The following is a 24,344-nucleotide window of genomic DNA, read 5'->3' on the forward strand; positions in this document are numbered from 1 at the left end:
CTAGGCTATCTCCTCGTACTGAAAAATCTCTCCGTCGTCCCCGCGAACGCGGGGACCCATACGCCGCGGCCTATCGGTGAGGCGATGGACGTAGAGATCGTCAGCTACAACAAATGTCGGTGGTTATGGGTCCCGCGTTCGCGGGGACGACGAGGGAGTGAACCCTCTCACTCTTCCTTCTTCGGCTCTTTCGACATGCGCTCGAGGCGTTCCTGCATGTCTTTCATCTGGCGGCGAAGGTCGTCGATATTGTCTTCGTCAGCCGCCGGCTCCGGCACCTTGTCCGGCTCGGTCGTGCTCGCGCCGGGGCGCGGCGGCACGAACGGCTTGAACATCGAGAACGTCTGCTGAAACAATTCCATGTTGCGGCGGACATGTTCTTCCAGTGGTGCGAACGGCGTTCCGCTGAACGTGTTGGTGAGCTGCTTGCGGAATTTTTCCTGCTCGCGCGTCAGCGTGTCGATCGACTGCTCCAGATATTTCGGCACCACCATCTGCATGCTGTCGCCGTAGAAGCGGATCAACTGCCGCAGGAATGTTGTCGGCAACAGATTCTGTCCGGCCTTGTTTTCCTGCTCGAAGATGATCTGCGCCAGCACCTGGCGGGTGATGTCGTCACCGGTCTTGGCGTCATAGACGAGAAAATCCTCGCCTTCCTTCACCATTGCCGCGAGATCCTCGAGCGTCACATAGGTGCTGGTGCCGGTATTATAGAGCCGCCGGTTGGCGTATTTCTTGATGGTCGTAGGTTGGTCTGACTTTGCCATAAGCTCACACATCGACACCGAGAGCGGGAACCCGACGGCATCGCCGACGGGCAGACGAGCAACGCAACGCAGCAAAGTAAGCATTTTCAATGCGGTTCGGCTACCGTTTTGTGCGGCACGGTTAATTCCAAGGCATGGACGCTGCTATGGAAACCCTCACGGGGATCAATTTGAATGCGCCGCGGCAGGAATTTGGGCCTTGGCCGATTGACATGGCTCAATGGGGTTAACAGGATAAGGTGAGAGACAGGCACGCCATCCGGCCCGCCCGCCGTCAAAGAAACCCAAGCCCAAGAAACCCCATAAGGAGATGTCCATGTCAGACGATGTCGTCATCGTCAGCGCCGCCCGCACCCCGGTCGGCAGCTTCAACGGCGCGTTCGCCACGACCCCGGCCCATGACCTCGGCGCCATCGCCATCAAGGCCGCGCTGGAGCGGGCGGGTGTCGAGCCGGGCCAGGTCTCCGAGGTCATCATGGGCCAGATCCTGACCGCGGCGCAGGGCCAGAACCCGGCCCGCCAGGCCTCGATCAATGCCGGTATTCCGGTGGAGAGCCCGGCCTGGGGCGTCAACCAGCTCTGCGGCTCGGGCCTGCGCTCGGTCGCGCTCGGCTATCAGGCGCTGCTCAACGGCGATTCGTCTGTCGTCGTCGCCGGCGGCCAGGAATCGATGAGCATGGCTCCGCATGCGCAATACCTGCGCGGCGGCGTCAAGATGGGTGGCCTCGAGCTGGTCGACACCATGATCAAGGACGGACTGTGGGATGCCTTCAACGGCTATCACATGGGCAACACCGCCGAGAACGTCGCCAAGCAGTGGCAGATCACCCGCTCCCAGCAGGACGAGTTCGCCGTCAATTCGCAGCAGAAGGCCGAGGCGGCGCAGAAGGCCGGCAAGTTCAAGGACGAGATCGTCGCCGTCACCATCAAGACCCGCAAGGGCGACGTGGTGGTCGACACCGACGAATATCCCCGCCACGGCGCGACGCTGGAGTCGATGGCCAAGCTGAAGCCGGCCTTCGAGAAGGACGGCACCGTGACCGCCGGCAGCGCGTCAGGCATCAATGACGGCGCTGCCGCCGTCGTGCTGATGACCGCCAAGGAAGCGGCCAAGCAGGGCAAGAAGCCGCTCGCCCGCATCGTGTCGTGGGGCCAGGCCGGCGTCGATCCCAAGATCATGGGCTCCGGTCCGATCCCTGCCTCGCGCGCCGCCCTGAAGCGGGCCGGCTGGAGCGTCGGCGACCTCGACCTGATCGAGGCCAACGAGGCGTTCGCGGCGCAGGCCTGCGCGGTCAACAAGGACCTCGGCTGGGATACCGGCAAAGTCAACGTCAACGGCGGTGCGATCGCGATCGGTCACCCGATCGGTGCGTCGGGCGCGCGCGTGCTGGTGACGCTGTTGCACGAGATGCAGAAGCGCGACGCCAAGAAGGGCCTCGCCACGCTATGCATCGGCGGCGGCATGGGCATCGCGATGTGCCTCGCACGCGACTGAACTAAAGGCAGAGTGACGGGTTGAATGATGAAAAGATCATCTCGTAACCGCCACTCGAATTGGTAAAAGATGAAATGCCCGGTCTCGCGCCGGGCATTTTCATCTTACGCAAGCGTTTTCGAGGGCGCTTGAAAACGAGAACGCTTCAAAGCCTGAAGATTGAGTTTCGTCAAAAGACCGGGACAATTCCGGCGTACCAGGAAGATTACCAAGGAGGACTACGACATGGCACGTGTTGCATTGGTTACGGGGGGTACGCGAGGCATCGGCGCTGCGATCAGCAAGGCGCTGAAGGCCGCCGGTTACAAGGTGGCGGCAAGCTACGCCGGTAATGACGCCGCCGCCGAGAAGTTCAAATCCGAGACCGGCATCCCCGTCTACAAATGGGACGTCAGCTCGTTCGACGCGTGCGCCGAAGGCATCAAGAAGGTCGAGGGCGACCTCGGTCCGGTTGACGTGCTCGTCAACAATGCCGGCATTACCAAGGACGGCGCCTTCCACAAGATGACGCTCGACCAGTGGAACGCGGTCATCAACACCAATCTCGGCTCGCTGTTCAACATGACGCGCCCGGTGATCGAGGGCATGCGCGCCCGCAAGTTCGGCCGCATCATCAACATCTCCTCGATCAACGGCCAGAAGGGGCAGTTCGGCCAGGTCAACTATTCCGCGGCCAAGGCCGGCGACATCGGCTTTACCAAGGCCTTGGCGCTGGAGAACGCCAAGGGCGGCGTCACCGTGAACGCGATCTGCCCCGGCTACATCAATACCGAGATGGTGCAGGCGGTGCCGAAGGAGGTGCTCGAGAAGAGCATTCTGCCGCTGATCCCGGTCAACCGGCTCGGCGAGCCCGAGGAAATCGCCCGCGCCGTGGTGTTCCTCGCCGCCGATGAGGCCGGCGGCATCACCGGCTCGACCATGACGATCAACGGCGGCCAGTACATGGTGTGATGGCGTCTCGTCCTTGCGAGGAGCGATAGCGACGAAGCAATCCATCTTAGCTATACAGGCAAGAAAGGTGGATTGCTTCGCTTCGCTCGCAATGACGGACTATATGACTCCCCGCACCGCCACACTGATCGGACTGACCGCGATCCTGATGTGGTCGCTATTGTCAGTGTTGACAGTTGCTACCGGGAAAATTCCCGCGTTCCAGCTCGCCGCGATGACGTTTGCGATCGGCGCGCTGGTCGCCTTTGCGAGCTTTTTGTTCCGGCCCTCCGCCTTCGGCGCATTGAGACAGCCGCCGGTCGCCTGGGTGGTCGGCGTTGGCGGATTGTTTGGTTATCACGCGCTGTATTTCCTCGCGCTGCGCTTTGCGCCGCCGGCCGAAGCCGGCCTGTTGAACTATCTCTGGCCGCTCCTGATCGTGCTGTTCTCCTCGCTTTTGCCGGGCGAGCGGCTGGCGCCGCATCACATCGTCGGTGCGTTGCTCGGGCTCGTTGGAACGGTGCTGCTGTTCGTCGGCAACACCGGCGCCTTCGCACCGGGCCAGATCCCAGGGCTGGCCGCAGCCTTCGTCGCCGCCTTCGTGTGGGCCGCCTATTCGGTGATGTCGCGCAAGCTCAAGGCGGTGCCGACCGACGCGGTGGCCGGCTTTTGTCTTGCGACCGCGCTGCTGGCCGCGCTCGTCCACGGCATGGTCGAGACCACAGTGTGGCCGGAGACGGCCGGGCAGTGGCTGGCGATCGTTGCGCTCGGCGTTGGCCCCGTGGGGGCCGCGTTCTTCGTATGGGACATCGGCATGAAGCGCGGCGATATCCGTGTGGTCGGCGCCGCGTCCTACGCGACGCCATTGCTGTCGACATTGTTTCTGATACTGGCCGGCTTTGCGCAGCCGACCGCCACGATCGCCATCGCCGCAATCCTGATCGCCGGCGGCGGCCTGATCGCGGCAAAGGATATGGTGTGGAAAAAGTAGGGTGGGCAAAGGCGCTCTTGCGCCGTGCCCACCATCTGCACTCCGGAGGTAATGGTGGGCACGCGGAGCCTGTCATCGGGCGCGCCATCGCGCGACCCGGTGGCTGTGTGCCGAGTATGAACGACAGCTTGGAGGTGGAAGTCCTCTGTCTAGCCTGATGACGGCGAAGGACTAGCGAAGCGCAAGGGCGTCACCGCGAGGTGGGGTCTGAAGAAAGCGTGGAGCAAAGCCGCGGCCCGATGGACAAACACCGGATAACGAGGCCTGCCCGGCCGGACGAGCGAGCAGCCAATCGCGAAGTCCATGGTCATCAAAGGTCGGGGTGGTAGATCCGGCGGGCGTGCGGTGAAGGCGGTCGGTCTTACCTCGGGAGGTCTGCGCTGCGTCCCAGCTTTGGGACTGAGGCCGCCGCAAGGCGGCCTGACCGCAGCGCAGAAGTCAGCAGAGGGCGTAGTAGGCGGCAGCGCGCCGCCGAAGGCCTGAACGGTGGAAGCGGTTAGTAGAGCGGCGATCTCGTGCGAGCCATGCGGCAGAAGAACCAGGTCGAGCTGAACTTGGGCACCGGAGCGGAGGGTGAAGCCCGAAGCGCCGCCGCCCGAGAGCCCGAAGCGCGCCCGGCGAGAGCCTGTCCCGAACGCCCGGCGGTTGCGGGACCGTCGATGGAAGACGTGGTTGAGCGTGAGAACCTGAAGAAAGCGTTGGCGCGAGTGAAGCGCAACAAAGGTACGGCAGGCATTGACGGTATGAATGTCGATGACTTGTCGGCCTACCTGAAGGAGCACTGGCCTACGGTTCGGGTCCAGTTGCTTGAAGGCATCTACAAGCCGCAGCCGGTGTGGCGCGTCGAGATACCGAAGCCGTCGGGTGGCATGCGGCTGCTCGGCATTCCGACGGTGCTCGACCGCTTTATCCAGCAGGCGGTGATGCAGGTGCTGCAAGCCGACTGGGACGGAACGTTCTCCGAGACGAGCTTCGGCTTCCGGCCGAAGCGCTCGGCGCATCAGGCGGTAGAGCGGGCGCAGACGTATATTGCGTCCGGACACGCCATCGTCGTGGACATCGACCTGGAGAAGTTCTTCGACCGGGTCAACCACGATATCCTGATGGGGCTTGTTGCCAAGCGGGTTGCCGACAAACGCATCCTGAAGCTGATCCGCGGCTTTCTGACCGCGGGTGCGATGGAAGGAGGCCTTGTCAGCCCGACGGAGGAAGGCACGCCGCAGGGTGGGCCGCTCTCGCCGCTGTTGTCGAACCTGATGCTGGATGTGCTGGACAAGGAACTGGAGAAACGCGGCCATCGCTTCGTGCGCTACGCCGACGATTGCAACATCTATGTGCGCAGTCAGAAGGCGGGCGAGCGGGTGCTGGCCGGGATCGAGCGGTTCATCGAGAAGCGCCTCAAGCTCAAGGTCAACAAAGCCAAGAGTGCGGTTGCCAAACCGAGCGTTCGCAAGTTCCTGGGCTTCAGCTACACGAGTGGACGAAAGCCGCGACGGCGCGTTGCGCCGCAGGCCATCGCCCGCTTCAAGGCGAGAATTCGGGAGCTGACGCGGCGCACGCGTGGACGAAGCCTTGCGCAGATCGTCAAGGAGCTGTCGGTCTACCTCATCGGGTGGCGGGGTTACTTCGGCTTCTGCCAAACCCCGTCGGTGTTGCGCGCGCTTGAGGAATGGATCAGGCGGCGGTTGCGCGCCATCGCCTGGAAGCAATGGAAGTGTGGACCTGCTCGCTTTGCCGAGCTGCGACGCTGCGGCGTCGGCCGGGACCTGGCGGCGCGAACCGCCGGAAGCCCGCGTGGCCCTTGGCGGCTCGCAAGCAGCCCCGCGCTCACCACTGCAATGCCAATTGCTTTCTTCGGTTCACTCGGCCTGACTTCCATCACAGAACTACGACATGCATAATCCACCGAACCGCCGTATACGGACCCGTACGTACGGTGGTGTGGGAGGGGAGGAGCCGAGAGGCTCCCCCCTATCCCGATTTGCCCACCTTACGAAATCACTTCGGCACCCAATCTTTCGGCGCCATCTCGAAATTTGCGAACTCAAACCCGGGCGCCACCGTGCAGCCGACGAGCGTCCAGTCGCCCGTGCTCTCGGCGGCCTGCCACGCATGAGCGGGCACGACCGCTTGCGGGACTTCACCGGCGGCGAGGTCGGCGCCGAGCGCGACGCTGCGCCCGCCGCTCTCATCAGCGATTCGCAACGTCAGTGCAGCGCCTGCGTAATAGTGCCAGGTCTCGACGGCATCGATGCGATGCCAGTGCGAGCGCTCGCCACGCGCCAGCAGGAAATAGATCGCAGTCGATCGTGAACGTCCATCGGCGTCCACGCGTTCATCGCGAAAGGTCTCGCGATAGTAGCCGCCTTCCGGATGCGGTTTGAGATCGAGCCGTGCGATGATGGCGGCGGCTTCCTCCGGCAGCGCCATCAGGACTTGTTCTTGCGTTCGCGCAGCTCGCCGAACACTTTGTCGGCGCTCGCGCCCTTCATGTGCAGCTTCGCTGCCACCGAGGGCTCGTCGGCACGCAGGAAGACGTTGGCTTTCTTCTCCTCGCCGAGCAGGACAGGGATCGTCGGCTTGTTCTCCGCACGCAACCGCGTCACTTCCTCCGCGCGCGCCTGCAGCGCGGGATTGTCGCCATCGACGGTCAGCGCAAACTTGACGTTGGAAGCGGTATATTCATGGCCGCAATAGAGTTTGAAATCGTCCGGCAGCGCGCGCAGCTTCAACAGCGAGTCCCACATCATCGGGTAGGTGCCCTCGAACACCCGGCCGCAGCCGATCGAGAACAGCGTGTCGGCGGCAAACACCGCCTTATCGGTATCGAACACGTAGGAGATATGATCGAGCGTATGGCCGGGCGTTTCCAGCACCCGCGCCAGCAGGCTGCCGACCTTGATCACGTCGCCATGGGCCGCGCGCAGGTCGACATTGGCGATCCTGGTGGACTTGTCATTGGGGGCAACGACCCGGCAATTATATTTCTGCTTTAGTTCAGCGACGCCGCCGACATGGTCGTGATGGTGATGGGTGATGAGAATGTCCGTCAGCGTCCAGCCCTCGCGCTCCAGCGCCTTGATGATCGGGCCGGCTTCCGGCGCGTCGATCGATGCGGTGGCTTTGGTCGCGGGATCGTGGATCAGATAGCCGAAATTGTCGTTGAGGCAGGTGAAAGTGCGAATGTCCGCGGCCATGACAGCTCCGTGAGTAAGGCTTTCAGCCCCATTACTTCTCCAGAAATATGGCGTTAACGCTGGCGCGGCAATGCCATTTTCGGCGCGCCGCAAGGAAACACGGTGTGGTAGATTGCGCTCATGACCATCGACGTCATCGATCTTCGCGATTTCTATTCGCAGCGGCTCGGCATCGTGGCGCGGCTGTTGATCAACCGCGGCATCCGGGCGCGCTGGCCCGATGCGGTAGGGCAACGCGTGCTCGGGCTCGGCTATCCGACGCCCTATCTCGGGCTGTTTCGCGAGGATTCGGAGCGCTGCATCGCCTTCATGCCGGCAGCGCAGGGCGTCTTGAAGTGGCCGACGGGGCGGCCTGCGCTGGCTTCCCTGATCGATGAATTCTCGATGCCATTGCCGGACGCTGCAGTCGACCGCATTCTGCTGGTTCATGCGCTGGAGATGTCCGACGATCCGGAGCGCTTGCTGCGCGAAGTATGGCGGGTACTGGCGCCATCCGGCCGCTTGATCGCGGTGATTCCGAACCGGCGCGGCGTGTGGACGCGCACCGACAATACGCCGTTCGGTCACGGCCGGCCCTATTCGCGGGCGCAGATCACGCAATTGCTGCGGCAGACCTGGTTCACGCCGGCGGCGTGGGGCGAAGCGCTGTTCCTGCCGCCGGTCGGCAACAGCTGGTTCCTGCGCTCGGCCATGGTCTGGGAGCGCGTCGGTGCTGCGTTGTCGCTGCCGTTCGCGGGCGTCCATATCGTGGAAGCGACCAAGCAGGTCTATCGTGCGATCCCCGCGGGCCGCGAACGCACGCGGCTGATTCCGTCACTTGAGCCGGTGCTGGTGCCGTCGTCGACGGCGACAAGGGATAAGGCGTAGACTCTCGGCTCGTCGTCCCTGCGAACGCATGCGAACGCAGGGACCCATAATCACCGTCGGTACTTGTTTTAAAACGTCGTCCACCCGCGTGCCTCAAATGAAGGCCGCGGCGTATGGGTCCCTGCGCCCCGTGCGCAATTGCGCACTAGGCAGGGACGACTACTGTCGGTGAACTACCTACTCGTTCCCCGGGTTGAAATCTTCGCTGGGGGCGGCCGGCGCGGCCATGCTGTCGGGACGCGGGCCATGCGGCCGGCGGCGACGGCGCGGGAAACGCTCGCCGCCACGGCCTTCTTCGTACCCGCCGGGCGCGCCATTCACCTGCGGCTGGGGGCCGGTGATGAAGGAGGGCAGGCGGTCGACGCCGCCGGTATCGGCTACCACCGGCTGCGGTTGGGGCTGCGGCTGATATTGCGGCTGCGGGCGGTGCTCGCGTTCGCGATGATGTTCGCGCGGCTGCTGGTCGCGCTGGTAGGGCTGGCCGTCGCCGCGCTGCTCGCGCGGGTTGTTGTCGCGGATATAGGGCTGCGGCTGCTGCGGGACGAAGCCCGGCTCCTGGCCGAAATGCGAGAAGCTCTCGCCCTCGTCGTCGCCATCTTCCGTCGGCGGCGCTTCGCTGTCGATGCGCGGCTGCGGCTGGTTCTGCCGGAACTGCTCCTGGGCGGCGGCGATCAGGCGGAAGTAATGTTCGGCGTGCTGGTAATAGTTTTCGGCCGCGACCGGGTCGCCGGAAGAGCGCGCGTCACGCGCCAATTGGACGTATTTTTCGGCGACGTGCGAGGCGGTGCCGCGGATCTTGATATCGGGGCCGTTCGATTCGAACACCCGGGTCATCGGGTTTTGACCGCGCCGGTTATTGTTGTTGTTATTGTTGTTGTTGTTCCGGTTACGCATCCGCTTGTTGTTCTGACCGTTTCTCATGTCTCGCCTTTATTCCAGCCCTGAAGTTATGCAGTTGCCGTTGTCGCCTGATCCGACCCGGCGCGCGCTTATGCGCACCGAATCACGATGCCATTCAGTTTCATGTCGTCGATTTCGCCAATCATCGCGTTCAGCAAAGACGCGTTCCCCACCCAGCGGCGTACATTCGCCTACCGGACCAAATCATTCAGCCTGCCAAAACCAACCTAATCGTCTTGCGTGACGGCTTCGCGTGACCAGTCTGTTGCGTAAGTCTTCAAGCGCAATATCAGGCTTTCGTTCGCTTTGCGGTCGAGAGCAGCACAGCTCCAGCTATTGCGCTCGATTCGACCTGCGTTTTGGAACCTTTCACCCGGCGGGCTCTCATTTCGAGAACTCTGGCCTCACCCGTACGATCTTACGGGGCCAGCGACCCTGGACCGATGTTGTGGCCGGAACGTAGTCGCTCCGGAGGAATATTCCCAAGGGGTTTTTTTGCGTTCCAAATGGACTTTATCGGGCCGTTTTGTGGCCTGCGACGGCCCTCGGAATACCCGCCAGATCGGCTTTCGGGGCAACCACAGGCATTAACCCTGCGGCCGCCATCAAAGCCTGGATCTGGGCGCTTTGACCCTCGCCGGCCTCCACAACAAGGGCCGCACCCGGGGCGAGGAGGCCGGCCGCCTGGGGAACCAGCGCGCGGTAGGCGTCCAGCCCGTCGGCGCCGCCATCGAGCGCGGCCGGCGGATCGTATTTCCTGACGTCAACGGCCAAGCCGCCGATGTCAGCCGTACGGACATAGGGCGGGTTCGAGACGATCAGGTCGAACGGGCCGGATAGTCCGCTGGCATAATCGCAGGCCACGAACGTCGCGCGCTCCGAGAGGCCAGCGCGTGCCGCGTTGGCCGAGGCCGTCTGCAGCGCGGCTTCGGCGGTGTCGGTCCCGAATCCTTGCGCCGCCGGCAACTCGGACAACAGCGCGAGCAGAATTGCGCCGGAGCCGGTGCCGAGATCGGCGATGCGCAACGCGCGATCGAGGCTCCCGCCGGCGCGCAGCAGTTCCAGCGCCAGCTCGACCACCGTCTCGGTATCGGGCCGTGGCACCAGCGTCGCGGACGAGAGCTGCAGCGGCAGACCCCAGAACTCCTTCTCGCCGAGAATGCGGGCGACCGGTTCTCCCGCCAGGCGGCGGCGGGCGAAGGCCTCGAGGCGTGCCGATTCGTTCCGTCTGAGTTGGCGCTGTGCGGCCGATATCAAGCCGGTCAGGTCGAGGCCGAGCGCATGGCCCGTCAGAATCCGCGCGTCGAGTTCGGCGGAATCGATGGCGGCGGATTTGAACTGCGCGGCAAGTACGCGCCGCGCAGCCTCGACGGTCTGGTTGACGAAGGAGCTCATGCGGCGTCCTCGCGCCCAACCATCCACGCGTCGTCCCTGCGAACGCAGGGACCCATACGCCGCGGCCCGTCAACTGAGGCGATGTGGGTTGATATCCTTGGTAGTAACGAACGCCCGGGGTTATGGGTCCCTGCGTTCGCAGGGACGACATCGAAACTGTTGATGGGTCCCCGCGTTCGCGGGGACGACAGCCGGTTGTTGCTCACGCCGCCGCGCCTTGGGCTGCAAGCTGGGCGGCCTGGTGCTCGGTCGTCAGCGCGTCGATCAATTCGCCCAATGCCTCGCCTGATATCACCAGCGGCAATTTGTAGAGCGTCAGGTTGATGCGGTGGTCGGTGACGCGGCCTTGCGGGAAATTATAGGTGCGGATGCGCTCGCTTCGGTCGCCGGAGCCGACCTTCTCCTTGCGGTCGGCGGAACGCGCCGCATCGACGCGCTGGCGCTCGGCGTCATAGATGCGCGAGCGCAGGATGTTCATCGCGGAGGCGCGGTTCTTATGCTGCGAGCGGCTGTCCTGCATCATGACGACGATGCCGGTCGGGATGTGGGTGATGCGGATCGCCGATTCGGTCTTGTTGACGTGCTGACCGCCGGCGCCCTGCGCGCGCATGGTCTCGATCCGCAAATCCTCGTTCTTGATGTCGACGTCGACATCCTCGACTTCGGGCAGCACCGCCACGGTGGCGGCGGAGGTGTGAATACGCCCCTGCGTTTCAGTATCAGGCACGCGCTGCACGCGGTGCACGCCGGATTCGAATTTCAGCTTGGCGAACGCGCCGCGGCCCTGCACTTCGGCGATGACTTCCTTGAAGCCGCCCATGGTGCCCTCGGAGGCCGAGATCACCTCGACCTTCCAGCCCTGCAGGGAGGCAAACCGCTCATACATCCGGAACAGATCGCCGGCGAACAATGAGGCCTCGTCGCCGCCGGTGCCGGCGCGGATTTCCAGCATCACGTTGCGGTCGTCCATGGCGTCCTTGGGCAGCAGCGCCACGCGAATCTTCTGCTCCAGTTCGGCCACGCGCGCCTGGAGAGTCTCGAGCTCGGCTTCGGCCATGCTGCGTATTTCCGGATCGCTGGCGGAATCCGCCAGCAGCGATTCGGCGCCGGCAATCTCGGCCCGCGCCGTGCGATAGGCCTTTACCGCATCGATCAGCGGATTGAGCTCGGCGAGCTCGCGCGTGATCTGGACGTATTTTTCGGAGTTCACCTGGCCCAGCAGTTCGGCCTCCAGCGAGGCGTGGTGGGCGAGCAGGACATCGAGTTTGGCTTCGGGTAGCATGGCGTTGTTCTCAAGGGCCGGATGCGGGCGGCTAAGTTGTCGGGACCGAGCCTCGCTACAATGACAACCCCTCGCGTTCGGCGAATTCCGTCAGCTTCTGCCGGATCGAGACGCTGCCGGCCGGCGCGTCGAGCAGCGGCATGATGACCGACTCGGCTTTTTTGGCGTCGAGATCGAGGATCATCGCCTTGACCGGGCCGTGACCGGTGGCGGACAGCGACAGGGAGCGGTAGCCGAGCGCGATCAGCGCCAGCGCGCCGAGCGGCTTTGAGGCCATCTCGCCGCACAGCGACGCCGTCTTCTTGGCCGCTTGCGCTTTTTGCACGATGTCGCGCAGCGCACGCAGGATCGGCGCGGACATGGTGTCGAACCGCTCGGAAACCTTGGCATTGCCGCGGTCGACCGCGAACAGGAACTGGAACAGGTCGTTCGAGCCGACCGAAACGAAATCGACCTTCTTCAGAAGTTCGTCGAGCTGATAGAGCAGCGCCGGCACCTCCACCATGGTGCCGACATCGATACGTTCCGGCAGCGCATGGCCGTGCTGGCGCAAGTATGTCAGCTCGCGCTCGACGATCGCCTTGGCCTGGTCGAATTCGGCGACATCGGAAATCATCGGGAACATGATCTTCAGCGCGCGCCCGCCGCCGGCCCGCAGCAGCGCGCGGATCTGGCCGCGCAGCAATCCCGGGCGGTCCAGTCCGAGCCGGATCGCGCGCCAGCCGAGCGCCGGGTTTTCCTCGATCACGGTCTCCATATAGGGCAGCGCCTTGTCGCCGCCAATATCGAGCGTCCGGAACGTCACGGGCTTGGAGCCGGCGGCGTCGAGCACCGTGCGATAGAGCGCCAACTGGTCCGAGCTGCGCGGCAGGCTCTGGCCGACCATGAACTGCAACTCAGTACGGAACAGCCCGATGCCGGCGCTGCCGGTATCGTCGATATGCGGCAGGTCGACCACAAGGCCTGCATTGATCATCAGTTCGACGGCCTGGCCGTCCTTGGTGACGCAGGGCTTGTCGCGCAGCGCGGCGTATTGCGCCTGCCGCCGCGCACGAAACCGTACCCGCTCGGCATAGGCCGATTCGATTTCGGCCGACGGGCGGACATAGATCGAACCCGAGGTGCCGTCGACGATGATGGCGTCACCGGGATCGGCGATGCCGGGGGCATTCGGCACTTCGCCGACCGCAGGGATTCCGAGCGCGCGCGCTACGATCGAGACATGTGAGTTGGCGGTGCCTTCCTCCAGCACCAGGCCCCGCAGCCGCTTGCGGTCGTAGTCGAGCAGCGCTGCGGGACCCATCGCGCGCGCGATCAGGATAGCGTTCTCGGGAAGCTGCTCGCGCGACGGCGCATGGTCCTGTCCGACCAGTTGCCGCATCAGGCGATGGCCGAGGTCTTCCAGGTCGTGCAGGCGGTCGCGCAAATAGGGATCGGTCGAGCGCAGCATGCGGGCGCGGGTATCGGACTGCACGCGTTCGACGGCGGCTTCCGCGGTGAGGCCGGTGGCGACCGCCTCATGCAGCTTGTGCGACCAGCCGTGGTCGTTGGCGAACATCCGATAGGCTTCGAGCACCTCGCGGTGCTCGCCGCCATCGGCGACGTCGCCGCGCTCCAGCATGCGGTCGAGATCGGCGCGCAGCTTGGTCAGCGCCGCGTCGAGTTTCTTGATTTCCTTCGGCAGGTCTTCGGCGATGTAGTTGGTGATGACGACGCGCGGCTCGTGCAGCACGACATGGCCAAGCGCGATGCCGTCGGAGAGGATCGCGCCCGTCTTGTGCAGGGAATGCCGCGCCGCCGGTTCCGCGCCGGGCTGCGCCAACGCCGCCAACTCGCCGGACGCGATCATTTCCGCCAGCACCATGGCGGTGGTCTGCAGCGCCTCGACTTCTTCCTCGACATAGGTGCGCTTGGCGCGGTTCTGGACGACCAGCACGCCAAGCGTGTTGCCGGCCCGCAGGATCGGCACGCCGAGGAACGAATGGTAGATTTCTTCGCCGGTTTCGGGCCGGAACGAGAACGCCGGGTGGCTTTGCGCGTCCGAAAGGTTGAGCGGGCTCGCCTCGCTGGCGACCAGGCCGACGAGGCCTTCATGCGCGTTCAGCACCGTTCGGTGCACCGCGTCGCGGTTCAAGCCTTCGGTGGCATAAAGTTCGAGCGTGTTATCGACGCGCAGCACGTAACAGGAGCAGACCTCGGCCACCATGTTGGCCGCGATCAGCACCACGATCTTGTCCAGGCGTTCCTGCGCCGAGACCTTCTCCGCCATGGTTTCGCGGAGCCGTCTCAACAAGACGCGGGGACCTCCCGACGTGCTCCGCATGTGCTGGTATCCTCCCCCGCGAGTCCAACCCGCCGGCTAGCCGGCGGCTGGCGTGAAACGCACGAAAACTACAATTTTATTCATTCGGCGCGGCCGCAGGCACCCTGATCCCGGCCGAATCGGGATCGCCAAAACCGTGGCGCAGTTTGCGGCAACCCACCTCACAGGCCGTATAGCCAATCGAGGCTTGCTTTGCCAAGCAAAACGCCTGCCAGAGCCAATAACGTGTGTGTCAGAGCCGATGCTGCGCCAGCGAAGCGCATGGTCCGCCAAAACGCAAGCGGTCTGGCGATCAGACCATGCGCCAAATTTGAGAGAAAATCGTTCTAAGTCTGGTCGAGCCCGTAGAGCGTGTGCAGCGTGCGCACCGCAAGTTCGGTGTAGGCGGCGTCGATCAGCACCGAAAACTTGATCTCGGAGGTGGTAATGGCGCGGATGTTGATATTGCGCTCGGACAAGGCCTTGAACGCCTTCGCCGCGACGCCGGCATGGCTGCGCATGCCGCTGCCGATCACGGAGACCTTCGACACGTCGGTGGCGCTGTCGAGCCGGGCGTAGCCGATCTTGCCCTTTGACGAGGTGATGGTTTCGCGGGCGCGGTTATAGTCGGAGGCCGGAACGGTGAAGGTGAGGTCGGTGGTCTTGCCGTCCTCGGAGACGTTCTGGACGATCATGTCGACGTTGATATTGGCGTCCGCCAGCGGCCCGAAGATCGCGGCGGCGACGCCGGGCTTGTCCTCGATCTGGCGCAGGGAAATCTGGGCTTCGTCCTTGGTGAAGGCGATGCCGGTGACGACGTGGCTTTCCATGATTTCCTCCTCGCTGCAGATCAGCGTGCCCGGCGGCGTGCCGTGCGGGTCGATATCCTCGGGCTTGTCGAAGCTGGAACGGACGAATACGGGGATGTTGTGCACCATGCCGAGTTCCACCGAGCGCACTTGTAGAACCTTGGCGCCCAGCGAAGCCAGTTCCAGCATGTCCTCGAAGGCAATCTTGTCGAGCCGCCGTGCCTTGGGAACCACCCGCGGGTCTGTGGTGTAGACGCCGTCCACGTCGGTATAGATGTCGCAGCGGTCGGCGCGGATCGCTGCCGCAATGGCCACCGCCGAGGTGTCCGAGCCGCCGCGTCCGAGCGTGGTGATTCGGTTGGTCTGCGGATTGATGCCCTGAAAGCCGGCCATGACGGCGACTTCCTTGCGATCCTTGAAGCGGGCGCTGATCTCGGTGCCGTCGATCTCCAGAATCCGCGCCGAGGCGTGGGCGTCGGAGGTCTTGATCGGGATCTGCCAGCCCTGCCAGGAGCGGGCCTGGATGCCCATGCCCTGCAGCACGATCGCAAGCAGGCCCGAGGTGACCTGTTCGCCGGATGCCACCACGGCGTCATATTCCCGCGCATCATGCAGCGGCGAGGCGTCGCGACACCAATCCACCAGCTCGTTGGTTTTGCCGGCCATGGCTGACACCACGACGGCGACATCGTGCCCGGCATCGACTTCACGCTTGACGTGACGCGCGACGTTGCGGATTCGGTCGATATTGGCGACGGACGTACCGCCGAATTTCATCACGAGGCGGCCCATGACGACGCGTGCATTCCCTGTGAGGATAAGTTAGATGACCGGCACGGAAATTGGAGCGCCCGGGCCGAAAGCGGCGTATACATAGCGGCGCGGTCCGGGGCAAGCAACCAGCTTCGTTTTTGGCCTAAAATGGCGCAAATTGCTGTGGTAGCGGGTTAATTCAAGGCAGGCGTATGGGCCGTTATATCGACGAAATCCTGCAGCCCGGCGAGAGGGTGCTGTATTCGACCAACGCGCACTGGATGTTTTTCCTGCCCGCGATGGCAGCGTGGGCCGTGGCGATCGCTTTCCTGGTGGCGTCGCGGATCGTTGCCGCCGACGCCTTGACCTTGGTCTGCCTGGCGCTAGCCGCCATCGCAGCCCTTGCGGCATTGTACTGGACGGCTACGGCCTGGTTTCATCGTTGGACCACCGAAACCGACGTGACCAACATGCGCATCGTCCACAAGACCGGATTCATTACGCGCAAGACGTTTGAAATGAGTCTCGACAAGGTCGAGAGCGTCGACGTCGACCAGAGTATTCCCGGTCGCATTCTCAACTACGGCAACGTCACGGTCCACGGCGTCGGCGAAGGCGAGGAAACCATCTCCACCATTGCGTCGCCGCTGGCGTTTCGCAATGCCATCACGACGCGACCCGCCGGTACGTAAATCATGGCCATGCAGCAAAATTCATCCGCGGGTTTCTCCGCCACAGGCTCCACGGTCGACCCGGCTGAAGTCGCAAAATTCTCGAAGTTGTCGGAGGAGTGGTGGGACCCCAGGGGCAAGATGGCCCCGCTGCACAAGATCAATCCGCTGCGGCTCGCCTATATCCGTGATGCCGCCTGCCGCAAGTTCGATCGCAACGCCAGGAGCCTGAGCTGCCTGTCGGGCCTGCGCATCCTCGACATTGGCTGTGGGGCAGGCCTGTTGTGCGAGCCGTTCACGCGGCTGGGCGCGCAGGTGATCGGGATCGATCCGTCCGCGACCAATATCGCCGCCGCGCGGCTGCATGCCGACAAGGGGCATTTGTCGATCGACTATCGCTGCACCACCGTCGAGGCGATGGACGTGCGCGAGCGCTTCGACGTCGTGCTGGCAATGGAAGTGATCGAGCATGTCACCGATGTCGGCGCGTTCCTTGCCCGCTGTGCGGCCATGGTCAAGCCGGGCGGCTTGATGGTGGTCTCAACCCTGAACCGCAACTGGAAGAGCTTTGCGCTTGCGATCGTCGGCGCCGAATATGTGCTGCGCTGGCTGCCGCGCGGCACCCATCAGTGGGACAAGTTCGTCACGCCCGACGAACTCGCCCAGCATCTCGCCCACAACAAGTTCACCATCACCGAGCAGGCCGGCGTGGTCTACAATCCACTTGCCGACCGATGGAGCATCTCGTCCGACATGGACGTGAACTACATGGTGGTGGCCGAGGGGGCGTAGCTCTGGCGATGCAATTTGTTCGGTGTTGAGACTTTGGCTTAATCGCAATCCTGTCATGACGCCGGTCCTGTTGACCTAACGCATCCCGCCCGGCACGGTACGCCAGCTTCCCGCCGGTATCCTTCATGCTCTCCGTCGCCTCGCTCTGGATTCCCTTCACCATCATTGCCGCGCTGGGCCAAGTCGCCCGCAATGCGATGCAGCGGTCGTTGACGGGGCCGCTCGGGACCTGGGGCGCGACCAATATCCGCTTTCTGTTCGGTTTTCCCTTTTCGATCATCTTCTTTGTGGTCGTGGTCGTCGTGACCGGCGACAGCGTGCCGTGGCCGACCGCGCCGTTCTGGCCGTGGCTCATGCTGGGCGCCCTCAGCCAGATCGTCGGCACGGGCATGATGCTGCTCGCGATGAACGACCGTTCGTTCGTGGTAACGACGGCATACCTGAAGACTGAGGCGATCCAGACCGCGATCTTCGGGTTCATCTTTCTCAGTGATCATTTGACGGTGCTGAAAGTGATCGCGATCCTGATCGCGACCGCCGGCGTGGTCATCGCCGCGCTGCGACCTGGCTCCGAGAAGGGCTTTGCGGATCTGAAGCCGACGCTGCTGGGCCTCGCCGCCGCCGCGGCGTTTGCGCTCTCCGCCGTCGGCTTTCGCGGCGCGGTCATCGTCGTGCCCGGCGTCTCGTTCGTGACGGCGGCATCCTACACGCTGGTGTTCGGCCTATTCGTGCAGACGCTGGTGCTGACGATTTATCTGTTGTTCCGCGCCCCTGATGTGTTGATGAAGATCATCGGACTATGGCGGCCCTCGATGCTCGCGGGCTTCATGGGCGCGTTCGCCTCGCAATTCTGGTTCCTGGCGTTCGCGCTGACGGCGGCTGCCAATGTGCGCACGCTGGCGCTGGTCGAGGTGCTGTTCGCGCAGGCGGTGTCGTACTATTCGTTCAAGCAGCCGCTGTCGGCGCGTGAACTGTCGGGGGGATCGTGCTGATCGTGGTGGGCGTCGCGCTGCTGGTGGCGGTGTAAAGACACTGTCGTTCCGGGGCGATGCGAAGCATCGAACCCGGAATCTCGAGATTCCGGGTCTGGTCCTTCGGACCATCCCGGAATGACGGTCTACGTCAGTTCAATTCCGGTCGTCCGGCAGCACCGGTAGCGGGGAGACCTCGACACCTTCGTCGATCAGCGCCCGGGCCTCGTCCGGCGAAGCCTCGCCGTAGATCGGGCGGTGCTCGATTTCGCCGTAATGCATCTTGCGCGCTTCGTTGGGGAAGCGTTCGCCGACATTGTCGGCATTCTTCACGATGTGATCGCGCAATTCCTTCAGCTTGGCGCGCAATTCGCGTTCCTGCGCCATCAACAGCGGCGTCGATTCGGATGATGCTGTTGCTTCCGCAGGCGCGGCCGGCGCAGGCGGGGCGGCCTCGCGGCCCTTCTTGCTCACGATCTGCGGGGCCATGATGGCGCGCTCGACCTTGACCGAGCCGCAGTTGGGGCAGCTCACCAGCCTGCGTTTCTCTTGGCTCTCATAGGCCGCGGAGCTTTGAAACCAGCTTTCGAACGCATGGCCCTTCTCGCAGCGAAGGTTGTAGCGGATCATGCCGAGCCCCGGACAATATGAAGATGCTCCGGGCCGGCCTTGGGGTCGGCGATGCCGAAGCGCCGTCCGTGCTGCAACGACGGCACGGCCGTGCGCGCGGCCTCAACCTTCGCGGGGTCGATCTCGGCAAGAAATACGCCGGGCTCGACGCCGCCCTCGGCAAGAATCTCGCCCCAGGGGGCGATGATCAGCGAATGGCCGTAGGTCTCGCGCTTGTTCTCATGCATGCCGGCCTGCGCGGCGGCGAACACGAAACAGCCGGTCTCGATGGCGCGGGCGCGGAGCAGCGTGTGCCAATGCGCCTCGCCGGTCTTTTTGGTGAATGCCGACGGCACCGTGAGGAACGACGCGCCGGCTTCCGCCAATGCGCGATAGAGCGCCGGAAAGCGCACGTCGTAGCAGATCGTGAGCCCGATGCGGCCCCACGGCAGATCCGAGATCACGGCCGTCTCGCCCGGCTGGTAGTTGGCGGACTCGCGATAGCTCTCGCCGCCGGGCAGATCGATGTCGAACATGTGGATCTTGTCGTAGCTGGCGAGCAAATTGCCGTCAGGCCCGATCAGGAAGGACCGATTGACCGCGCGCTCCGGCGAATAGCGCAGCGCCAGCGAGCCGATATGGAGATGGATCTTCAGTTCCGCGGCGAGCGCGCGATAGGCTTTCAGCGAGAGATCGTCCTGTTCCGATGCGAGATGCTCGAACAGCGCCTTGCGGTTCAGTTGCATCATGTTGCTCACCTCAGGGGTGAGCACGTAATCGGCGCCTTGCGTTGCCGCCTCGCGGATCAGCCTGGTGCCCTGCTCGAGGCTCGGCTCGGGCAGCAGCCCGGTGCGCATCTGCACCATGGCGGCGGTAAAGATCGAGCCAGCGCTCATGAGGAGGCCTCTTCTCCCGCCAGCAGGCCATCGAGCTTGCCCGCGCGGTCCAGCGCGTAAAGCTCGTCACAGCCGCCGACATGGGTTGTGCCGATGAAGATCTGGGGAAAGGTCGAGCCGTGGCCGGCGCGAACATACATCTGCTCGCGATAGACCGGGTCGGTCGCCACGTTCAATTCGGTGAACGCGGCGTTCTTGCGCGTCAGCAGCGATTTGGCGGCGGTGCAATAGCCGCAGCCCGGGCGGGTGTAGATTTCAATGGCAGTCATGGCGCGCTCTGGTTGGCAAGTATTTGAATTATATGGGAGCCCGGTGGCTGTCCACAACCCGCGCGAATACCAGTACGTCGACCTGCGCGGCCTTGGCGCGCAGCAGCGCGCGGGCACAGGCGTCGGTCGTGGCGCCTGACGTCAAGACATCGTCGATCAGGACGACGCGGCGGCCCTGGATATCAGCCATGCGATCGGCGGCGACCTTGAAGGCGCCCTGCACATTGCTGGCGCGTTGCGGCCGGGACAGCCCGATCTGCTGCTCGGTCGCCCGGATGCGCCGAAGCGCCTCGGTGGCCAGTTTCACACCGCTTTGGCGCGAAATCACCCGCGCCAGCGCGCCGGACTGGTTGTAGCGACGGCTCCAGCCGCGCCGCCAGTGCAGGGGAACCGGCACCAGCACGTCGGCCTCGTCGAGCAATTCCTGGCCCGCGCGGGCCATCCAGCGGCCCATCGCCGGCGCCAGATCGGTGCGGTCCTGATACTTCAGCGAATGCACCAGCGTGCGGGCGACGTCGTCATAGCGCACCGCGGCGCGGGCGCGCTGATACGCCGGCGGGTTGGCGATCGCCTCCATCGACAGCAATTCCGGACCGGGATCGTAGACAAAGGGAATGCCGAGCCGCGGACAGAACGGCGGCGCGATGAACGACAATTTGGCCCAGCACGCCGCGCAGACGCCCTCGCCATCGACCGGCTCGCGGCAGGACACGCATAGCGTCGGCAACGCGATGTCGAGCGCGAGCCGCGGAAGATGCGCGAATGCGTCGCGGCAGGCGCCGAGCGCGCCGCGCAGATGGCTGGAGATGGATCGTGGTGGTGATGCGTCGGCGTCCATGGGCCAAGGCTAGCGCTGGTGGCCAGCGTGCTCAAGCGCAGGATTGCCAGAGACGGGGCAGCCAGCGTACCAACCGGCATGGCTCAAAACCTGACCACCGCACCCAACCTGTTCGACCGCGCATTGCTGAGCGCACGGATCGAGCGCGCGCGGCGCAGTGGGCCGGTGACGTTCCTGCTTGACCGCGTCAGGGAGGACATGGAGGAGCGGTTGCAGGCGGTGATGCGGAATTTTGCCGATGTCGCCGATATCTGGACGCCGGGCGAATTGCTGCGAAAGCCTGCCGCGGATCGCTTCCAGTCGATCAGGCGCATCGATCCCGATCAATCGGAAATGCTGCGCTTGCCGCCGCAGTCGCTCGACCTCGCCGTCTCGGCGCTCGCGTTCCAGTTCGTCAACGATCTCCCCGGCGTGCTGGCGCAGATCCGCCGCGCGTTAAAGCCGGACGGGCTGTTGATCGCGGCGATGATCGGCGGCGATACGCTCACCGAACTCAGGCAATCCTTTGCCGCCGCAGAAGCCGAATGCGAGGGTGGGGTATCGCCGCGCGTCGCGCCGTTTGCGGATTTGCGCGATATCGGCGCGCTGCTGCAGCGTGCAGGCCTTGCACTGCCGGTGACCGACGTCGATCGCGTTGTGGTGCGCTACGACAGCGCGTTTGCACTGATGGCCGATCTCAGGCGGATGGGCGCCACCAATATCCTGATCGAGCGGCGGCGCACGCCGACCCGCCGCGGCACCCTGCTGCGAATGGCGCAGATTTACAGCGAACGTTTTGCCGACGCCGACGGCCGCATCCGTGCCACCTTCGATCTTGTCTGGCTGTCCGGCTGGGCGCCGCATGAAAGCCAGCAGAAGCCGTTGAAACCGGGCTCGGCGAAAGCAAGCCTGGAAGCGGCGGTGAAGAAAACTGCTCCCAAATAGACAACCCAAAGCGGGATGAGGTTGGGCCGTGTGTACGCAATCTGTCGGCGTGACGCGACGAAGGCTATGTCCGCTTTGCCCAGTTTGCGACCAGGCTCGCGCGGCGGCGCAATATGTCGCGAAGGGCAATAGCAGACGCAGCTACGATCCGAAGCCAAGCTCCGGTTCGATGCGACCAGTCGCGACATTGAGCAAGAACGACTGAGACCCGGGTTGAACTTTCACAGCTTCCCCGTCGAGTTTTGGCCTGCGATTGAAGTTGGCACTTGCCACCGAGCCGCCAGGGCTTGCCACAGTTCATCGGCCGTTTGGTTTCGGCAGTCGGGCGAGCGGAACAGCCTGATCTCAATCGGGATGTCTAAGTGTTCGGCGCTGGCGCGGACGAGGCGACCATGTTCCATGTCTTCCTTGGCCAGCGTTTGCGGGAGCCACGCGACACCATCCCCTGCGCGAGCCATGGTCATCAGCGTTGCGGCGAGATGAGACGTGAAGATTGCCTCCGTGTTTGCAATTGCATTTCCGCCGGTCTGATGGGCCGAAAGGATGCGGCCCAGGCCCGAGGCTTGGCTGTAACCGAGAAGACGAGCTGGGCGAGTAGGAGAAGCTGGCAACGGCCATGCAGGCTGCCCATCAGTTGCAGGCGCACACAGAGGCACTAGCAGATCGTCGCCGATCCGAATGCTTTGGAAGCGTTCGGGCTCGAAGCGGGTCGGCGCCTCCGGATGATAGTGGCACAGCAGGAAGTGGACTTCCCCGCTCAGCATGATTTGCTCACAAGCTTCCATACTCTCGGAGATCAAGCTGAGAGCGCCCAGCAGTTCAAAGCGAAGGTCCCTTATCCACGCAGGAAAAAAAGTGAAGGAAAGCGCATGCGTCGCCGCTATGGCCAAGGCGACCGTGTTTCGCTCGCCGACCGACCGGGTGTCCCGCCGCGCCCGCTCCAAGCTGCGGATCATGTCGGCGGCCATCGACTCAAAGTGGGTGCCAGCGGGCGTTAGATTGGCTCCCTGGGCGCTCCGGACGAAGAGCGGTGTTCCGATCCAGTCTTCCAGCGCGCGAATCCGCCGGCTGAAAGCCGGTTGGGTAACATTCCGCGCGTCGGCCGCCCGAGAAAAGGTTTTCAGTTCCGCAAGCGCCGAGAAGTCCTTGAGCCAGTCGAGATCCATGTCGATGCCGTTTGCGCATCAGGCGAACCGATCATGGCATTGGCCACCAAGGCCTGTCCAGCAGTACCTATCCGCACAGCTCCCCCAAATGAGGAGCCCTCTGAACTCTCGGTCAGAGCGTAGACGAAATGGGAGGTAGAAGCTTTGGGACCGTGGCTCAGCAGACTTTATGTACAAGTATTCATCGGCATCGTGCTCGGCGCGCTGGTGGGCTACTTCCTGCCCGACGTTGGTCTCAAGCTACAGCCTCTGGCCGACGGCTTCATCAAACTGATCAAGATGCTGCTGGCACCCGTCATCTTCGGCACGATCCTGGTCGGAATTGCCAAGATGGGAGACCTCAAGGAGGTTGGCCGCATCGGCGTGCGGGCGCTCCTTTACTTCGAGGTCGTCTCGACCCTCGCCTTGGTCATCGGTCTTGTCGTCGTCAACCTCATGCGACCGGGCGTGGGCATGAACATTGATGCGTCGCGGATCGACGGTGGTGCGATTGCCGGCTACGCCAAAGCGGCCGAAGCACAGCCCGGCTTCGTCGGCTTCCTGATGGATATCATCCCGTCCACGATGGTCGATGCTTTCGCCAAGGGAGCGATGCTGCAGATCATCTTGATCTCCGTCCTGCTCGGTGTCGCCTTGGTGCAAATCGGCGAGCGCGGCCGGCCCGTTGTGGTCGTCGTTGAGAGCTTCCTCGATGCACTGTTCCGTGTGGTGGCGATGGTCATGCGATTGGCCCCAGTCGGCGCGGGCGCGGGCATCGCCTTCACGATCAGCAAGTACGGTTTGAGTACTGTATGGTCGCTCGCCTACCTGATGCTGGGCGTGTACATCACCTCCATCGTTTTCGTCGTGGTCGTGCTGGGGGCCGTGACACGATGGGCCGGCGTGCCGCTCGGCAAGTTTCTTGGTTACTTCAAAGACGAGATTCTGATCACCTTCGGCACGTGCTCGACAGAGGCCGTCATGCCTCGCATGATGACAAAGCTGGAGCGGCTCGGTTGTGACAAGTCCGTGGTCGGATTGGTCTTGCCCACCGGTTACACGTTCAACGCGGATGGTACCTGCATCTATCTCACGATGGCGGCGATCTTCGTCGCGCAGGCGACCAACACGCCCCTGAACATCGGCGACCAACTCGTTGTCCTCGCCGTTCTGCTCCTAACGTCCAAGGGTTCGGCGGGCGTCGCCGGCGCCGGTTTCGTGACGCTCGCGGCGACCTTGTCGAGCATCCACACCGTACCGGTCACGGGCCTTGTCCTGCTGCTCGGCGTCGATCGCTTTATGAACGAAGCCCGCGCGGTAACGAACCTTATCGGCAACGGCATCGCAACGATTGCCATTGCGCAGTGGGAAGGCGCGTTCGATCACAGCAAGGCCAAGAAGGCTCTTGATGGCCGTGCCGCCCAGCCAATTCAGCAGACCCCGTACGTGACGCACACCGAGGGGACCGATGAGGCACCGATTCCGGTTGGCGGAAGCCCAGCATCGCTCCTATCGCGTCACTAAGGTGCAGAGAAATTCGA

General features: G+C 63.8%; 22 protein-coding genes and 1 pseudogene. 10 read left to right on the plus strand and 13 right to left on the minus strand.

Annotated elements, in window-relative coordinates:
• Nucleotides 1-167 precede the first annotated feature (167 nt).
• Nucleotides 168-767: a polyhydroxyalkanoate synthesis repressor PhaR gene (gene phaR, locus V1288_RS13250; protein WP_334357454.1), complete on the minus strand. Its 600-nt coding sequence runs from the start codon at nucleotides 765-767 to the stop codon at nucleotides 168-170.
• Nucleotides 768-1,083: 316 nt separating this feature from the next.
• On the opposite strand from phaR, the gene V1288_RS13255 reads away from it, so the two are divergent.
• From V1288_RS13255 to ltrA, 4 genes are all read left to right on the plus strand, one after another.
• Nucleotides 1,084-2,262, plus strand: coding sequence for an acetyl-CoA C-acetyltransferase (locus V1288_RS13255; protein WP_334357455.1), 1,179 nt, complete (start codon nucleotides 1,084-1,086; stop codon nucleotides 2,260-2,262).
• A gap of 225 nt (nucleotides 2,263-2,487) precedes the next feature.
• A complete protein-coding gene (gene phbB / locus V1288_RS13260; protein WP_334357456.1) occupies nucleotides 2,488-3,213 on the plus strand; it encodes an acetoacetyl-CoA reductase in 726 nt (241 codons plus the stop codon).
• Nucleotides 3,214-3,316: 103 nt separating this feature from the next.
• Entirely contained in the window at nucleotides 3,317-4,183 is an 867-nt protein-coding gene (gene yddG, locus V1288_RS13265) for an aromatic amino acid exporter YddG (RefSeq protein WP_334357457.1), read from the plus strand.
• 524 nt (nucleotides 4,184-4,707) lie between these two features.
• A complete protein-coding gene (ltrA, locus tag V1288_RS13270; protein ID WP_334355225.1) occupies nucleotides 4,708-6,084 on the plus strand; it encodes a group II intron reverse transcriptase/maturase in 1,377 nt (458 codons plus the stop codon).
• A gap of 97 nt (nucleotides 6,085-6,181) precedes the next feature.
• Here ltrA and V1288_RS13275 read toward each other — a convergent pair whose 3' ends face one another.
• Both V1288_RS13275 and gloB read right to left on the minus strand, forming a co-directional pair.
• Complete coding sequence (locus tag V1288_RS13275) at nucleotides 6,182-6,613, minus strand: cupin domain-containing protein (protein ID WP_442893946.1); 432 nt, start codon at nucleotides 6,611-6,613, stop codon at nucleotides 6,182-6,184.
• Nucleotides 6,613-7,380: a hydroxyacylglutathione hydrolase gene (gloB, locus tag V1288_RS13280; RefSeq protein WP_334357458.1), complete on the minus strand. Its 768-nt coding sequence runs from the start codon at nucleotides 7,378-7,380 to the stop codon at nucleotides 6,613-6,615. The genes V1288_RS13275 and gloB overlap by 1 nt, the downstream gene beginning before the upstream one ends.
• Nucleotides 7,381-7,500: 120 nt before the next feature.
• Here gloB and V1288_RS13285 point away from each other — a divergent pair, with 120 nt between their 5' ends.
• A complete protein-coding gene (locus V1288_RS13285) occupies nucleotides 7,501-8,247 on the plus strand; it encodes a methyltransferase domain-containing protein (RefSeq protein ID WP_334357459.1) in 747 nt (248 codons plus the stop codon).
• Nucleotides 8,248-8,424: 177 nt separating this feature from the next.
• Here V1288_RS13285 and V1288_RS13290 read toward each other — a convergent pair whose 3' ends face one another.
• The 5 genes from V1288_RS13290 to V1288_RS13310 form a co-directional block, all read right to left on the minus strand.
• Nucleotides 8,425-9,168 (minus strand): DUF4167 domain-containing protein, encoded by a 744-nt coding sequence (locus tag V1288_RS13290; RefSeq protein ID WP_334357460.1) that lies wholly within the window; start codon nucleotides 9,166-9,168, stop codon nucleotides 8,425-8,427.
• 492 nt (nucleotides 9,169-9,660) lie between these two features.
• Nucleotides 9,661-10,542, minus strand: a complete 882-nt coding sequence (gene prmC / locus V1288_RS13295; protein ID WP_334357461.1) for a peptide chain release factor N(5)-glutamine methyltransferase — start codon at nucleotides 10,540-10,542, stop codon at nucleotides 9,661-9,663.
• Nucleotides 10,543-10,744: 202 nt separating this feature from the next.
• Nucleotides 10,745-11,824 carry a peptide chain release factor 1 gene (prfA, locus tag V1288_RS13300; protein ID WP_334357462.1) on the minus strand — a complete coding sequence of 360 codons (1,080 nt, stop codon included), beginning with the start codon at nucleotides 11,822-11,824 and terminating at the stop codon, nucleotides 10,745-10,747.
• Nucleotides 11,825-11,879: 55 nt separating this feature from the next.
• On the minus strand, nucleotides 11,880-14,147 hold the full coding sequence (gene ptsP, locus V1288_RS13305; RefSeq protein ID WP_334357463.1) for a phosphoenolpyruvate--protein phosphotransferase: 2,268 nt from the start codon (nucleotides 14,145-14,147) through the stop codon (nucleotides 11,880-11,882).
• A 326-nt stretch (nucleotides 14,148-14,473) separates the two neighbouring features.
• Nucleotides 14,474-15,727, minus strand: a complete 1,254-nt coding sequence (locus tag V1288_RS13310) for an aspartate kinase (protein WP_334357464.1) — start codon at nucleotides 15,725-15,727, stop codon at nucleotides 14,474-14,476.
• Between the two features lie 173 nt (nucleotides 15,728-15,900).
• Here V1288_RS13310 and V1288_RS13315 point away from each other — a divergent pair, with 173 nt between their 5' ends.
• The 3 genes and pseudogenes from V1288_RS13315 to V1288_RS13325 all read left to right on the plus strand — a co-directional run bounded on the left by V1288_RS13315 (nucleotide 15,901) and on the right by V1288_RS13325 (nucleotide 18,178).
• Nucleotides 15,901-16,380, plus strand: coding sequence for a PH domain-containing protein (locus V1288_RS13315; protein ID WP_334357465.1), 480 nt, complete (start codon nucleotides 15,901-15,903; stop codon nucleotides 16,378-16,380).
• 3 nt (nucleotides 16,381-16,383) lie between these two features.
• Entirely contained in the window at nucleotides 16,384-17,151 is a 768-nt protein-coding gene (gene ubiG / locus V1288_RS13320) for a bifunctional 2-polyprenyl-6-hydroxyphenol methylase/3-demethylubiquinol 3-O-methyltransferase UbiG (RefSeq protein ID WP_334357466.1), read from the plus strand.
• 125 nt (nucleotides 17,152-17,276) lie between these two features.
• A pseudogene (locus V1288_RS13325) lies at nucleotides 17,277-18,178 on the plus strand (EamA/RhaT family transporter).
• A gap of 100 nt (nucleotides 18,179-18,278) precedes the next feature.
• Here the strand turns inward: V1288_RS13325 and V1288_RS13330 are convergent.
• From V1288_RS13330 to V1288_RS13345, 4 genes are read right to left on the minus strand one after another with little or no spacing between them, the layout of a single operon-like run.
• On the minus strand, nucleotides 18,279-18,752 hold the full coding sequence (locus tag V1288_RS13330; protein WP_334357467.1) for a DUF1178 family protein: 474 nt from the start codon (nucleotides 18,750-18,752) through the stop codon (nucleotides 18,279-18,281).
• Nucleotides 18,749-19,627 (minus strand): carbon-nitrogen hydrolase family protein, encoded by an 879-nt coding sequence (locus tag V1288_RS13335; RefSeq protein ID WP_334357468.1) that lies wholly within the window; start codon nucleotides 19,625-19,627, stop codon nucleotides 18,749-18,751. Before V1288_RS13335 ends, V1288_RS13330 begins: the two co-directional genes overlap by 4 nt.
• Complete coding sequence (gene grxC / locus V1288_RS13340) at nucleotides 19,624-19,896, minus strand: glutaredoxin 3 (protein WP_334357469.1); 273 nt, start codon at nucleotides 19,894-19,896, stop codon at nucleotides 19,624-19,626. Before grxC ends, V1288_RS13335 begins: the two co-directional genes overlap by 4 nt.
• A gap of 28 nt (nucleotides 19,897-19,924) precedes the next feature.
• Nucleotides 19,925-20,734 (minus strand): ComF family protein, encoded by an 810-nt coding sequence (locus V1288_RS13345; protein ID WP_334357470.1) that lies wholly within the window; start codon nucleotides 20,732-20,734, stop codon nucleotides 19,925-19,927.
• A 78-nt stretch (nucleotides 20,735-20,812) separates the two neighbouring features.
• Here V1288_RS13345 and V1288_RS13350 point away from each other — a divergent pair, with 78 nt between their 5' ends.
• Complete coding sequence (locus V1288_RS13350) at nucleotides 20,813-21,658, plus strand: methyltransferase domain-containing protein (RefSeq protein ID WP_334361300.1); 846 nt, start codon at nucleotides 20,813-20,815, stop codon at nucleotides 21,656-21,658.
• 221 nt (nucleotides 21,659-21,879) lie between these two features.
• On the opposite strand, the gene V1288_RS13355 is transcribed toward V1288_RS13350, so the two are convergent.
• Nucleotides 21,880-22,824: a LysR family transcriptional regulator gene (locus tag V1288_RS13355; protein ID WP_334357471.1), complete on the minus strand. Its 945-nt coding sequence runs from the start codon at nucleotides 22,822-22,824 to the stop codon at nucleotides 21,880-21,882.
• 144 nt (nucleotides 22,825-22,968) lie between these two features.
• On the opposite strand from V1288_RS13355, the gene dctA reads away from it, so the two are divergent.
• The gene (gene dctA, locus V1288_RS13360) at nucleotides 22,969-24,327 is read left to right on the plus strand and encodes a C4-dicarboxylate transporter DctA (RefSeq protein ID WP_334357472.1); all 1,359 of its coding nucleotides are present in this window, start codon (nucleotides 22,969-22,971) and stop codon (nucleotides 24,325-24,327) included.
• The last annotated feature ends 17 nt before the right edge of the window (nucleotides 24,328-24,344 follow it).

Origin of the sequence: Bradyrhizobium sp. AZCC 2176 (assembly GCF_036924645.1) — a bacterium.
Taxonomy (GTDB): Bacteria; Pseudomonadota; Alphaproteobacteria; order Rhizobiales; family Xanthobacteraceae; genus Bradyrhizobium.

Coding starts and splice junctions, on each gene's coding strand:
- gloB (WP_334357458.1), bottom strand. CDS start 7,380: ATGGCCGCGGACATTCGCACTTTCACCTGCCTCAACGACAATTTCGGC.
- prfA (WP_334357462.1), bottom strand. CDS start 11,824: ATGCTACCCGAAGCCAAACTCGATGTCCTGCTCGCCCACCACGCCTCG.
- V1288_RS13290 (WP_334357460.1), bottom strand. CDS start 9,168: ATGAGAAACGGTCAGAACAACAAGCGGATGCGTAACCGGAACAACAAC.
- phaR (WP_334357454.1), bottom strand. CDS start 767: ATGGCAAAGTCAGACCAACCTACGACCATCAAGAAATACGCCAACCGG.
- ptsP (WP_334357463.1), bottom strand. CDS start 14,147: ATGCGGAGCACGTCGGGAGGTCCCCGCGTCTTGTTGAGACGGCTCCGC.
- V1288_RS13350 (WP_334361300.1), top strand. CDS start 20,813: ATGGCTCAAAACCTGACCACCGCACCCAACCTGTTCGACCGCGCATTG.
- V1288_RS13310 (WP_334357464.1), bottom strand. CDS start 15,727: ATGGGCCGCCTCGTGATGAAATTCGGCGGTACGTCCGTCGCCAATATC.
- V1288_RS13315 (WP_334357465.1), top strand. CDS start 15,901: ATGGGCCGTTATATCGACGAAATCCTGCAGCCCGGCGAGAGGGTGCTG.
- V1288_RS13345 (WP_334357470.1), bottom strand. CDS start 20,734: ATGGACGCCGACGCATCACCACCACGATCCATCTCCAGCCATCTGCGC.
- V1288_RS13275 (WP_442893946.1), bottom strand. CDS start 6,613: ATGGCGCTGCCGGAGGAAGCCGCCGCCATCATCGCACGGCTCGATCTC.
- V1288_RS13335 (WP_334357468.1), bottom strand. CDS start 19,627: ATGAGCGCTGGCTCGATCTTTACCGCCGCCATGGTGCAGATGCGCACC.
- grxC (WP_334357469.1), bottom strand. CDS start 19,896: ATGACTGCCATTGAAATCTACACCCGCCCGGGCTGCGGCTATTGCACC.
- ubiG (WP_334357466.1), top strand. CDS start 16,384: ATGGCCATGCAGCAAAATTCATCCGCGGGTTTCTCCGCCACAGGCTCC.
- phbB (WP_334357456.1), top strand. CDS start 2,488: ATGGCACGTGTTGCATTGGTTACGGGGGGTACGCGAGGCATCGGCGCT.
- V1288_RS13355 (WP_334357471.1), bottom strand. CDS start 22,824: ATGGATCTCGACTGGCTCAAGGACTTCTCGGCGCTTGCGGAACTGAAA.
- yddG (WP_334357457.1), top strand. CDS start 3,317: ATGACTCCCCGCACCGCCACACTGATCGGACTGACCGCGATCCTGATG.
- V1288_RS13330 (WP_334357467.1), bottom strand. CDS start 18,752: ATGATCCGCTACAACCTTCGCTGCGAGAAGGGCCATGCGTTCGAAAGC.
- V1288_RS13285 (WP_334357459.1), top strand. CDS start 7,501: ATGACCATCGACGTCATCGATCTTCGCGATTTCTATTCGCAGCGGCTC.
- ltrA (WP_334355225.1), top strand. CDS start 4,708: ATGCGGCAGAAGAACCAGGTCGAGCTGAACTTGGGCACCGGAGCGGAG.
- prmC (WP_334357461.1), bottom strand. CDS start 10,542: ATGAGCTCCTTCGTCAACCAGACCGTCGAGGCTGCGCGGCGCGTACTT.
- V1288_RS13255 (WP_334357455.1), top strand. CDS start 1,084: ATGTCAGACGATGTCGTCATCGTCAGCGCCGCCCGCACCCCGGTCGGC.